Raw genomic sequence first — 11,854 nt, 5'->3', positions numbered from 1 at the left:
TCTCGTCGCCTTGAAATGGCGGAGAAAATTGTCAATGAGAAGGGTGTAGCGCTCAGCTGGCTTACTGTATGTTCAGGCCGGGCAGTATGTCCAAGTGCCGATCCTAAATAAATTCAAACCTACATCACCTCTGTGAGCCCGGGATTTTACCCGGCCTATTAGCCAGACAGAGGAAATTGGCGTGCCCCCACAATGTCCACTCTGCCAATCGCTACGCATTGGCAAGAACAACTATGGAAAGAAGACTGCCGGTGTGGTCGACACCTCAGCGGGTGTCATCGGCGGCTTTACCGCTGTTGCTTCAGGCGCGAGGGCGGGCGTAACCCTAGGCCTGATCGCGGGCCCTGCCGGCGGAACTATCGGCGGCATCGGTGGTGCCATTATCGGTGGCCTGCTAGGTGGCGTGACCGGTGCGACGGCCGGCGTCACCCTGGGTCGGGTTATCGATGAAAAGATCCTGGATAACCTCAAGTGCGTGGATTGTGGCTTCAACTTCAGCACTGAGCCGGAACCTGAACGCTCGACAACAGCAGAGTAGGCGAGTGCGCTCAGCCGTCTGTGCGTCTCCACTGACACAGCACCCCAGACCCTTCAGTTAAACACGACCTTCCACACAGCACAGCACTGCGCCGCGATCTGCGGCAGCGTTCAGGCGCGCATCCCAGAATCAGGAGAAACACCATGGCACACCTTATCGAGCAAATGGCCTACGTCGGTCGCACCCCCTGGCACGGCCTCGGCAACCAACTGACGACCCAACAGCCCCTGGAAGTTTGGGCCAAATGTAAGCCTCCCCTAGAATAGTGGCATTAGAAATTAGAGTTCTCCGGCTTACACTAGCGCAAACGGAGAACCGCATGAAAAAGTCACGTTACAGCGAATCCCAGATCGTCAAGATTCTGAAGGAGGTCGAAGGCGGCCGCCTGGTTAAAGAAGTGTGCCGCGAATACGGCATCTCGGACGCGACCTATTACAACTGGAAGTCAAAGTACGGCGGCATGGAAGCGTCCGATGTGAAGCGCCTGAAGGAGCTTGAGGATGAGAACCGCCGGCTCAAGCAGATGTATGCGGAGCTGAGCCTGGATCACAAGCTTCTTAAGGATGTGATCGAAAAAAAGCTGTAACGCCGGCTGTTCGAAGAGAACTGGTCGATTACCTCAAGCAGGCCCATGGTACAAGCACCCGCCGGGCTTGCCGAATCGCTGGCATCAGTGACTCTGTCTATCGCTACTGCCCGGATCCCGCCCGGGACGCGCCTGTGGTCCAGGCGCTCAGGCCGCGGTGGACCGATACCCGGCATACGGCTTCAGCAAGCTGTTTAAGATCCTACGACGCTGGGGCCATCCGTGGAACCACAAGCGCGTCTACCGGCTCTACTGTGCCCTGAACCTGAACAAGCGGCGACGGGGCAAGAAGCGGCTTCCGAGCCGTAACCCCGAGCCCTTGGCTGTGCCGGCGACGGCCAACCACTGCTGGTCTATCGACTTTATGAGCGACAGCCTGTTCTGCGGCCGCCGGTTCCGGACGTTCAACGTCGTGGATGACTTCAACCGAGAAGCCCTAGCCATCGAGATCGACCTAAACCTGCCAGCACCGCGGGTCATCCGTGTACTGGAACGCATCAGCGCCTGGCGCGGCTATCCCACCAAACTACGGATGGATAACGGCCCGGAGTTCATCTCCCTTGCACTCGCTAGTTGGGCCGAAGAGCAAGGCGTGTCGCTGGAGTTTATCAAGCCAGGAACCCCGACCCAGAATTCCTACATCGAGCGCTTCAACCGCACCTACCGCGACGAGATCCTGAACATGTACGTCTTCAGGAACCTGACGGAAGTGCGTGAGCTGACAGAGAAATGGATGACTGAATATAACGACGAACGGCCCCATGACTCACTGAATGACCTGACGCCATGGGAATACCTGGCGAAACACAACCAGTTGGAAAACTCTAATCAGCGGTGCAACTAAAAGCGGGAGCTTTACACCCCATATAGCGACCGCTAGTCCTGCTGCGCAGCCAACCAGGCTTCGCTCTGGGAGCGAGCCAGCTCAACCAGATTGCCCTGGACCAGTGATATATCCCCCAGATGGAGACCCCAGCCGGTACCGCCCAGGAACTCGCCCGGGTAGTCATCGGCACGCGGATCGCTGGGGTCGGCTTTGATGCTGACTTCCAGGTAGCTGACGCCGGCCGCGTTGATAATACACTCGCCACTCAGCTGGCCCGGTATAGTGAAGTAGGGCGTGTACCAGGTCGGGAGCAGCTTGTTGCGTACGCGACTGGCGTAGGGGCCACCGCTGCCTCTTGAGTACATGAGCGCCTGGTAGACCGGTGGCTGGCGGAACGGGAGATACGTCTCGAAGTCGCCTTTACCGCCAGCCAGAGCTGCGGGATTGACGCACAAAGCCTGAGTGCCGGGATCGTCGGTGATGCCGAAGCGGGCGTCGGCGAGTTCCGGGTCCCCCTTGCGGTAGCTGGCATAACCGATAACACAGCCCGTCTGGTCGGCGCGGCGGCAGGCCGGTGTTTTCGCGAAGGTGCCACCGACGTCCGCACCTTTGGGGACCGCAATCGAGTAGCCCGGCAGATGGGCGGCTATCAGACGCTGCGACAGGTAGGCGTTCTGTTCGACCTCTTCAGCAATCAACCGGCTTAACAGGCGTGAGCCCTGGGAATGCCCGACCAGGATAAAACCGCGCCCTTGATTGTGGTAGGCGATGTATTCGCGAAAGGCATCCAGCACATCAGCGTAGGCGACCTCATTGGCGCGCTGGACGGTTTCATCGCTGACCAGATCGTCCACCAACGTATCCAGCGCCAGGTAGGTCAACGTTCGCTGCCGATAGACCGGCGCAAACATACGGCAGACTTCGCTGTAACGCGCTGCCTGAGCTTGGGTGGTTTCCTCTTCCTGGGCGCCGGGGAACAGGTTCGAGTTCGGCCCGGCATCAATGCTGGCGGTGGGGTAGACGTAGAAACAGTCGACTGCTGGATTGCTCTCAGGCCGGAATTCCACAACGTCGGAGGAACCGTCGGCCTCGACTGAGAGGGCGCGGATATTGTCATCGCAGACGTTACGGGAACTGCTCAGACCAGGATGGCAGAGCCAGTTCTTACTGCCGCTGTAGGTGTCGCTCATGTAGCCGTCGTAGGGTGGCGTTCCCGCATCGGAGGCCAGGCTCAACTGGGGTAGCAGCAGCGCAACGCTGAATGCGAGCAGTAAGCCTGATTCGAGAAATGTTTTTATTATGGTCGTTTTTATTATGGTCATAGCCCCTGCCAGTCTCTTGGGTTTTCATTCTATTTATGCAGGTAGCATCGTAGAGCAGGCCAGAGACGGGAACTGTTGCTTGGGTCATGTATTTGATGGCTTGGACGCTGGTCTGGGCTCGAGCTCCGGGGCACTGGAAAACAGTCGGCGAGCGTATACGTACGCTGGTCTTGCCGACCGGCGTGAATGCCGGGGCACAAGAGGCTGGAGAACAGCGGAACGAGAGCGACGGGAGAGGCTAGTCTCCCGCGGGTAAGCAGTTCGATTCTAGGCTTCGGGCTTGGCGGCTTACGTGCCGTCAGTGCATCTCAAACTGTCTTGCCAACTGATTGGCATCGTTGGCGATGCCGCTCAGCAATTCGGAGATGTCCCGGGAGCGCTGCGCGTCTGCGGTCGTTTCTTCAGTCAGCTCTGCCAGGGCGAGTATGGTTTGTGAAATTTCTTCCGCCACACTGGTCTGCTCCTCAGCCGCGGTGGCGACCTGTGCCGCGAGGTTGTCCGTTTCGCCCATCTGGATAGTGATCCGGCCCATTCCTGAGTTGGCCTGGCTAAAAAGGCCGCGGCTTTCTTCGGCGATGTCGCGGCTGGAGGTCATGAATTCCACGGACCCGTTTGCCCCTGCCTGAACCCGGCCAATGATGCCTTCGATCTCGGCGGTGGACTGCTGGGTTTTTTGAGCGAGGGCTCTGACTTCATCTGCGACCACAGCGAAGCCGCGACCCTGCTCGCCGGCGCGCGCTGCTTCTATGGCTGCGTTAAGGGCAAGGAGATTGGTCTGCTCGGCGATGTTGCGGATCACGTTGACGACATTGCCGACATTCTGGGCATCGTCTGCAAGGCGCCCAACCAGGCCAGAAGTTTCGTCCATCTGTTTGGACAGCCGCTCCATGGAATCCCGGGCGAGTTCCATAGCCTTCTGCGAGTCTGACGCATCGGCATGGGTTTTTCGGGTCAGATCAACGGTGCCGGCAGCATGGCTGGAAACATCCTGGGCGGTATGCGCCATTTCCTGCATGGCGGTTGCCATCTGGTCGGTGCGCTGATGGGAATCAGTAGAGCGTTTAAAAGCCGCTGCGGATGCCGTGCTCAGTTCACCGGATGCGCTCTGCAGGCGGCTATCGGTCGATTTTAACTGCTCGGCGATATTACGCAGGAATTGCTGCATAAGGCGGGCGGCGTTAGCCAGACTGCCAAGCTCGTCCTGACGCTGCAGGACGATCTGCTCGCCGAGGCGTCCTTTGCTGAGGCTGTCTATTCGGCCGATGAGGTAATTGCTTGGTTGGACCAGCGCTTTGTTAACTGTCCAGAGGGTCAGCACTGCAGCCAGCAAAATGGACAACAGGAGCGCAATGCCGGCATAGATGGATGCTGTTGTTCCTTCGTCGTTAATCGCCAGCGACCGATTTTTTGCCAGCGACTGGAGCAGTGCTGCGGCCTTCTCGAGCTGTTGCGAGGGCTCGCGATCTATCCCCCTGACGACGCTATCGCCGTATTGGGCGTCGTAACCTGAGGACACGAAGCGCTCGTATCCATCACGGTATGCCTGTCCCATAGCGAGATGCGATTGCAGGAAGGCGTTCACTTCGGCCCCGGCTTCTTCGCCTTCAATCCGCTCTAGCAGTGCCTTGCCGTCTTCCTGAATCAGTGCCTCCTGGGCAAGGAAACTCTCCCAGTACTTTGTCCGGTCTGCCGGGTTACCGCCACGCAGGAGTACGTTTTTCCACTCCTGAACCTGGGTCTGAAACTCGCTTAACAAGCGCTGGACATGCTGGGCATTGCTAATCTCGTGGGATAGCAGAGTCCTGTACTGGGCAAAACCCGTTTGCGCGGACCAGGTGTTGTAACCCGCGGCCAGGCCTATCAGCAGGCTGGTCCCTGCGACGATTAATAGCAATTTGTTGAAAATACTGCGGTTGACCCAGCTCATACGACTCTCCGATAGCAGAAGAGCGGAATATACTCTATCGCCGCACGGCTAACCTTTTGAGAAATGTAAGGGATTGATCGAGATACGTAAGCTGAAGGTTTCCGTTTATAACGGCTGGCCTTCGCCGGCCCAGTCCAACACTGTCTTTTGCCCATCCCATCCCATCCCATCCCATCCCATCCTGGCCTGGTAGTGGTCCGCTGATAGTACAGGTTAGCGGCTGAACCTTGACCACTCTCTATTTTCTGCGCGCTGTTAGTGCTTGATCCCTACCGCTGCCTCAATCTGGCGCAAATCGAGGCATAGTGCGGCGCAGACCTTTTCGATCTAGACATCTGTTTTACAGCGAAATATCCGTTCTGGCATTGCTCATGCAAAACCTGAAGCAACTGGTTATAACAGGTCGCGGCAGGTCCAGAATGAAGAGTGCTTTCGCAAACGCCAACGTCATACCGATGCCGCTGTTCCAGCAGGTCAAGGAAGCGGTGCGCCGGGAAATACTCGATGGCACCTACGGCCCGCACGAGAAGCTGCCCAGCGAACGGCAGATGATGGAGGCGTTTTCGGTTAGTCGGATCACCGTCAGGCTGGCGCTTGCCGACCTTCAGCGCGAAGGGCTCATCTTCAAGATAAACGGGAAGGGCACGTTCGTGACGCTGCCGAAGGCCCAGTTTGATGTCTCCACCCTGCGGGGGTTCGGAGAGAGTGCCGCACAGATCGGGCAGGAAGCCTTCACGGAACTGGTTTCGGTTACAACCGGGTTGCCGTCCCATGGGGTTGCCCATCAGCTTCTGCTGCCCAAGGGCAGTCAGGTAACCAAGTTTCAGCGCCTGCGCTATCTCAACCGTGAGCCGCTCGCTTTCGATGTGACCTATGCGCCAGTCGAACTCGGCGAGCGTTTTCGCAGCGCGGACCTTCAGCACCGGGATTTGTTCGACATTGTTGAGAACGACTGCGGTATGACCGTGGCCTCGGCCAGGGTCAACGTTGAAGCAGTTCTGTGTGATGTTGAGCTGGCCGCTTACCTCAATGTCGAACAGAGCAGTGCGGCACTCCATATAGAGCGCTGCGTCCACGACGCCACCGGCGCGCCCATCCTCTACGAGAACCTTTTCTATCGCGGCGACCGTTTCAGGTTTGGCCTGGACATTGACCGGGTACATCTTGGCCAGCCCCTTGGGGAGCGTGGGTGAGATGGAGCTTCTCATAGCAACGTTGTGTTTTCTCGGCGCCCTCGTACAGGCAACTGCCGGTCTGGGTTTCGGCCTGGTTGTCGCGCCACTGCTGCTGGCAGTCTACGAGCCTGTGGATGCGATCCAGGTCGCTGGCGCGTTGACGCTCACCATCGTCGCCCTGATTACGCCGTTTATCGTTAAGAACATCCTGAAACCAGAACTGGGCAAATTGGCCCTGGGCAGCCTGATGGGCCTGGTGATCGGCAGTATTTGCCTGCAGTTGGTGCCTATCGAGGCTATTCGCATCGCTGCCCTGGTCGTGCTTGCGTACTCCCTGATTCGCTATGTCAGAACACACCTGGCTGCAACTGGCTATGGGGCTTCCGATACTGAAACCGAGCGTCTGGGCAGGGGCGTCTGCTTTGGCCTCGTCTCCGGTGTGATGGGCGCGACGCTGGCCATGCCGGGGCCCATGGCACTGGTGTTCCTGCGCGAGCAACGCATAGCGGTCGCCAAGGTCCGGGCTACTGTTTTCGCCCTGATGATCGGCTCTTACCTCGGCACGCTGGCGATTTCGTTCAGCTTGCACGGCATTTCAGCGGTCGCTTACGAGGGCCTGCTGACCTACCTCCCGCCAACGCTTGGCGGTGTGGTCGCGGGGAGCGTTTTGGCACGGTTCATACCGGCGTTCCTGTTCGACGTCGCGACGACACTACTCATGCTTTCAACGCTGGTTGTGCTGACCACCAAAATCCTTACCACGCACTTTTTCTAATCGCCGTACAGGAGAGCAAGCGCTATGAATCTGACACTGGGCAAAGAACTGCAGGAGCGACTAATCAACGCCCTTGATGAGCAGGAGTACATCGACCTGACCACCGAAATGGTGGCGATTGGCCAGCCGCACTCGACCAACCCGCTTGACCCTGACATTCCTGCGGGTGAAGAAGAGGCCATTGCACTATTCGTCGCGGGAAAACTGGAGGCGATGGGCTTTACGGTCAGTCGACACTACTCCCAGGATCGCCGGCCCAACATCGTTGGTGTGTTGAAGGGCACAGGCGGCGGTCCCTCACTGATGATCAACGACCACCTGGATACCTATCCGGCAGTTGAGACGCATCGCTGGGACAAGTGCGACGGCCAACCTTTCAAGGCCACGCGCCACGGCGACTGGATCTATGGCCGCGGCACTTCCGATACCCGGGCCAACCTCGCCGCGTCGCTACTGGCGGTCAAGTCGGTGCTCAACAGTGGCGCCAAACTCAAGGGGGACCTGATCTGCTGTTACACGGTCGACGAGGAGAAAGACGGCGTCCATGGCTCGCTTTTCCTGACGCAGACCCTGGGCATCACGGCCGATCATTCCATCACTGTTGAGCCGACCGCCTGGGGTAAAGACTCCGACGATTGGGGACTCAACCTGTCCGTTGCCAACTCGGGGCACTGCCTGGTCCGCCTGGTGGTGCGTGGTATCAAGTCCCACATCTGGCGCCCGGACACCGGCGTCAACGCCATCACCAAGGCGGCGGAGCTGGTGCCCGTGCTCAATGCCATGCCGTTTCGCCACACCCCTTCGGCTTTTCCGGGTCACACGCCGCCCTGCGCCTGTGTGGTACGTGTCGAGGGCGGGCTCCCGGGCGAAATGCAGTTCACGCCGGACAGCTGCACCTTAACCCTGGCGGTCGTCGGCATTTTGCCGGGGATGACGCTGGACTCGGTGGTCGGCGATATATCCGCCGTGGTCGCCGAAACCCTGACGGGGCAGGAAGGCACCGCATTCGAGGTAGACCAGTTGCCCGGCTCGTTGTTCGTCAAGGGCACTGAACCTGTGCCCATGGACGACGAGCCCAATGCCTCGCTTTCGCTCGCTTATCAGTCGGTGTTGGGCACGAAGCCGCGGCCCAACCGCAAGAATGCCTTCAACGACACCATCCGTTTCCGCGAAGCCGGCATGAACGCCGTGACCTTCGGCCCGGGCGAGGATGGCTGGTCGCCAATTAACGAATGCATCTCCATCAAAAAGTCGGTTGCAGCCATGAAAGTGCTTGCCCTTGCGATCCCGAACATTCTCGGCGTTTCGGAATAGGTGATAGCCATGAATGCCCAAAACGATGCGCCAACATACGGCACCCCGGCCAAAGTACTGTCACCCAACCGAACGTTACGCCTGCCGGCTCTGGTCCGGAAGAACATCGAAAACGGCAAATACCTTTCGGTACTGACGGTCCTGTTCCTGCTGGGAGTCTGGTTTCTGGTCACGGCGATGGGCTGGGCGAACCCGTTGTTCCTGCCTTCACCAGGCGACGTCTGGCGAGCGTTTGTAGAGGTAGCGGTATCCGGTTACCAGGGCTCGACATTGCTTGAGCACGTCTCCACAAGCCTGTACCGGATTCTGGTTTCGTTCGCCGCGGCGTGTCTGGTGGGCATCCCGCTTGGGGTGCTGATGGGCACCTCGTGGGCAGCGCACCGTATTTTTAACCCGTTGATTGAGTTCTACCGGCCACTACCACCGCTAGGGCTTTATACGCTGCTGGTGATGTGGCTTGGCATCGGTGAATCGTCCAAGTTGGCCCTGCTTTTTCTTGCAGGGCTGCCGGGCATCATCATCGCCACTATTCAGGCTGTTTCCGATATCAACCCGACCTATGTTCGCGCGGCACGCTCTCTCGGTGCCGGTCGCTGGGCGCTGATGCGCAACGTCTATCTGCCGGGCTCGGGGCCCACCATCCTGACCGGCATGCGTATTTCCCTGGGTTTCATCTACACCGTTCTGGTTGCCGCTGAGATTGTGGCAGCCACGGCGGGTATCGGCTGGATGATCTGGGACGCCGCCAAGTTCCTGCTCGGTGACATCGTGATCATGGGGCTGGTCGTGCTCGGTATCACCGGCATGGCGCTGGACCTGGTGCTCAAGTTCGCGGGCCGGGTCGTCATGCCCTGGACCCGCATCAGACAAATGTAGTGAGAACCCTAAACCTCCCGAGGAGTACCCGCATGAAAAAGCTCATTGTTTCGACTATCACCAGTGTTGCCCTCAGCCTGGGCGCCGTGCAGGCCCAGGCCCAATCTGAACCTGAAGTGCCGGAGAAAGTCACTATCGGCTATCTCAATCTGGTCAATGCCCAATTGGTTACCAAATCGCTGGGGCTGATGCAGAAACACATGCCCGGCGTCGAGATCGAATACATCAAGGTGGGCGGGGGTGGCGACATGTTACGCGCGATCGCTGCTGACCAGGTGGACTTCGGCGGGCTCGGCAATCCGCCGACCGCCATCGGCGTCACCCGCGGGCTCCCGATCAAAGGGACCATGGTGCTGAACATGCTCGACTTCGTCGAAGCGATGGCCGTTCGCACATCAGCTGACATCAAGCGCCTGGAAGACCTCAAGGGCAAAACCATTGCCGCGCCCTTTGGCTCGACGACGCATTATCTGCTTCTCAATGCATTGCACGACGAGGGCATTGACCCGGCGTCAATGAAGATCATCGACCTTCGCCCCAATGACATCGTCCAGGCCTGGTACCGCGGCGATATCGACGCAGCCTGGTTCTGGGAGCCAGCGCTGGGAAAGGTTCTGGATGAAGATGCCAATCTGTTCATGACCTCCGGCCTTATGGCCGAACGCGGATACCCCACCTGGGATGTGGGCGTCGTCATGGACGAATTTGCGGAAAAATACCCGGATTACGTCGAGAAGTTTGTTGCGGCCGAATGCGAGGGCATCGATTACTGGATCAATAACCCGGCGGATACCGCCAAGATCATTGCCAAAGAGCTGCAGCTGGAGCTGGCCGATGCCACGCGGATGATGAAAGGTACCGGCATGGTGCCTTGCGACGAGCAGCTCACTGCCCAGTTCATCGGTGACACTGCGAAGCGCGGGCAATTCGTCGACACGTTGATGTCTACGGCTGAGTTCCTGCACGCGCAGAAGCGGCTGCCGAAGGTTCCATCGCGTGAAACCTTCGAGAACTTCCTGGCGCCTCAGTATCTCGAAGCCGTAACCCAATAGGGCGTTTGATAATGCCGGTCGCCAAGGCCGGCCTTCGCTCGTCATCACGATACGCAATTGGGGGTCGGTTAGGTATGAATGCTGATAATAGTCCCGTCGCCAGTCTCGATTATTTCTATTTGAGGGAAGGGTTGCTGGCGGGCAACTTTTCGCCCCGGCAGGTGGCTGAAGAGGTCCTGAAGCGTATTGAGACCCGCAGTTCCAGCGCGGAATGGACCTGGTGTGTGCCCTCCAAGGATCTGCTTGACCAGGCTACCGCCATCGAAGCCAAGGACAGGCGTTTGCCTTTTTACGGCATCCCTTTTTCTGTCAAAGACAATATTCACGTCGAAGGCCTGCCGATAACCGGCGGCTGTCCGGCCTATCGCTCCATCTCAACACAGACTTCTCCGGTGGTGCAGCAACTGCTCGACATGGGCGCGCTGCTGGTCGGCAAGAACACCATGGACCAGTTTGCCACAGGGGTCGTCGGCGTACGAAGCGATCCGCACCCGGTAAACCCGTTCAATGACCAGTACATTCCCGGCGGGTCCAGTTCTGGCTCAGGCGTTGTCGTCGCCAAGGGCTGCGTGAGCTTCTCGCTGGGCAGTGACACTGGCGGCTCCGGCCGGGTGCCGGCCGCGCTGTGTAATATTGTTGGGTTCAAGCCAACGCCCCATGTGCTGAGCAACGAGGGCATGCTGTATGCAAACCGAAGCATCGACTGCATACCGATATTTGCGCGTACGGCCCGTGAAGCCGATGCAGTCTTTCGGCAATTGATTCCGGAGCAGGGCGACACACTGCGACCGGCGGCCGATGCTGTTCCGGAGCTGAGTCGCCTGAGAATCGCCGTACCTGACGCTAAGGGCCTCAAATTCTTCGACGACCATCTGGCTGAGGAGAGCTACAGGAAAGCGCTGGCAGTGCTGAGGCGGTTGGGGGCTAGTATCGAAACCGTCGACATTGGGGCATTCACCGAAGCCGGCGCCATGCTGTTTGAAGGCGCTTTTATTGGTGAACGATTCGACTCGGTGGGCGACTTCATCAAACGTAACAGGGACAGCGTCAACCACGTAGTCGCTCAAAGCGTTCTTGCTGGAGAGTCAGTAACACCGCACCGGATCTGGCAAGACCTGGCCCGCCTGAACAGTCTTAAAGGGCAGGCTCATCGGCTTCTGTCACAGTACGACTGCCTGCTGACGCCGACCGCCGGCACCGTGTACCGCTGTGATGAAGTAAAAGCCGACCCGCTCAACCTGAACCGCAATATGGCCTACTATACCAATTTTGGTAACTTGCTGGACCTGGCGGTTGTTTCCGTACCGGGTTACTTTCGGGCAGACGGTCTGCCGTTCGGCCTGAGTTTTATCGGCCCCGGGTACAGCGATCTGAAGATGCTGAACATCGCGGCGCAATGGGAGAGCCTCAGCGCCGTGGCCCCTGATGTTCCCGCTGGGCCGGGCTAGTGTCCCGCACGGGAA

At 58.7% G+C, this 11,854-nt stretch carries 10 protein-coding genes and 1 pseudogene; 9 read left to right on the top strand and 2 right to left on the bottom strand.

Going from position 1 to position 11,854, the window contains the following annotated elements; translation table 11 throughout:
- Nucleotides 1-181: 181 nt before the first annotated feature.
- From soil367_RS09305 to soil367_RS09300, 3 genes and pseudogenes are all read left to right on the top strand, one after another.
- Nucleotides 182-538: a hypothetical protein gene (locus soil367_RS09305; RefSeq protein ID WP_136548845.1), complete on the top strand. Its 357-nt coding sequence runs from the start codon at nt 182-184 to the stop codon at nt 536-538.
- A 143-nt stretch (nt 539-681) separates the two neighbouring features.
- Complete coding sequence (locus soil367_RS19115; RefSeq protein ID WP_281283900.1) at nt 682-804, top strand: hypothetical protein; 123 nt, start codon at nt 682-684, stop codon at nt 802-804.
- Nucleotides 805-857: 53 nt separating this feature from the next.
- Nucleotides 858-1,968 (top strand): annotated as a pseudogene (locus tag soil367_RS09300) (IS3 family transposase).
- 32 nt (nt 1,969-2,000) lie between these two features.
- Here the strand turns inward: soil367_RS09300 and soil367_RS09295 are convergent.
- Nucleotides 2,001-3,272, bottom strand: a complete 1,272-nt coding sequence (locus soil367_RS09295) for a DUF3089 domain-containing protein (RefSeq protein WP_136548844.1) — start codon at nt 3,270-3,272, stop codon at nt 2,001-2,003.
- 298 nt (nt 3,273-3,570) lie between these two features.
- Nucleotides 3,571-5,199 carry a methyl-accepting chemotaxis protein gene (locus soil367_RS09290; RefSeq protein ID WP_136548843.1) on the bottom strand — a complete coding sequence of 543 codons (1,629 nt, stop codon included), beginning with the start codon at nt 5,197-5,199 and terminating at the stop codon, nt 3,571-3,573.
- Between the two features lie 419 nt (nt 5,200-5,618).
- Between soil367_RS09290 and soil367_RS09285 the strand changes: the two genes are divergently transcribed.
- The 6 genes from soil367_RS09285 to soil367_RS09260 all read left to right on the top strand — a co-directional run bounded on the left by soil367_RS09285 (nt 5,619) and on the right by soil367_RS09260 (nt 11,839).
- Nucleotides 5,619-6,392 carry a GntR family transcriptional regulator gene (locus soil367_RS09285; protein WP_172962310.1) on the top strand — a complete coding sequence of 258 codons (774 nt, stop codon included), beginning with the start codon at nt 5,619-5,621 and terminating at the stop codon, nt 6,390-6,392.
- Between the two features lies 1 nt (nt 6,393).
- Nucleotides 6,394-7,149 (top strand): sulfite exporter TauE/SafE family protein, encoded by a 756-nt coding sequence (locus soil367_RS09280; protein ID WP_136548841.1) that lies wholly within the window; start codon nt 6,394-6,396, stop codon nt 7,147-7,149.
- 24 nt (nt 7,150-7,173) lie between these two features.
- Nucleotides 7,174-8,463: a M20 family metallopeptidase gene (locus soil367_RS09275; protein ID WP_136548840.1), complete on the top strand. Its 1,290-nt coding sequence runs from the start codon at nt 7,174-7,176 to the stop codon at nt 8,461-8,463.
- Between the two features lie 9 nt (nt 8,464-8,472).
- Nucleotides 8,473-9,339, top strand: coding sequence for an ABC transporter permease (locus tag soil367_RS09270; protein ID WP_136548839.1), 867 nt, complete (start codon nt 8,473-8,475; stop codon nt 9,337-9,339).
- 32 nt (nt 9,340-9,371) lie between these two features.
- Nucleotides 9,372-10,391 (top strand): taurine ABC transporter substrate-binding protein, encoded by a 1,020-nt coding sequence (locus soil367_RS09265; RefSeq protein ID WP_136548838.1) that lies wholly within the window; start codon nt 9,372-9,374, stop codon nt 10,389-10,391.
- A 74-nt stretch (nt 10,392-10,465) separates the two neighbouring features.
- Nucleotides 10,466-11,839, top strand: a complete 1,374-nt coding sequence (locus soil367_RS09260) for an amidase family protein (RefSeq protein WP_172962309.1) — start codon at nt 10,466-10,468, stop codon at nt 11,837-11,839.
- The last annotated feature ends 15 nt before the right edge of the window (nt 11,840-11,854 follow it).

The sequence above is a fragment of the Hydrocarboniclastica marina genome (assembly GCF_004851605.1).
In the GTDB taxonomy this organism is placed as follows: Bacteria; Pseudomonadota; Gammaproteobacteria; order Pseudomonadales; family Oleiphilaceae; genus Hydrocarboniclastica; species Hydrocarboniclastica marina.
This window is presented reverse-complemented; position numbering and strand designations above follow the sequence as displayed.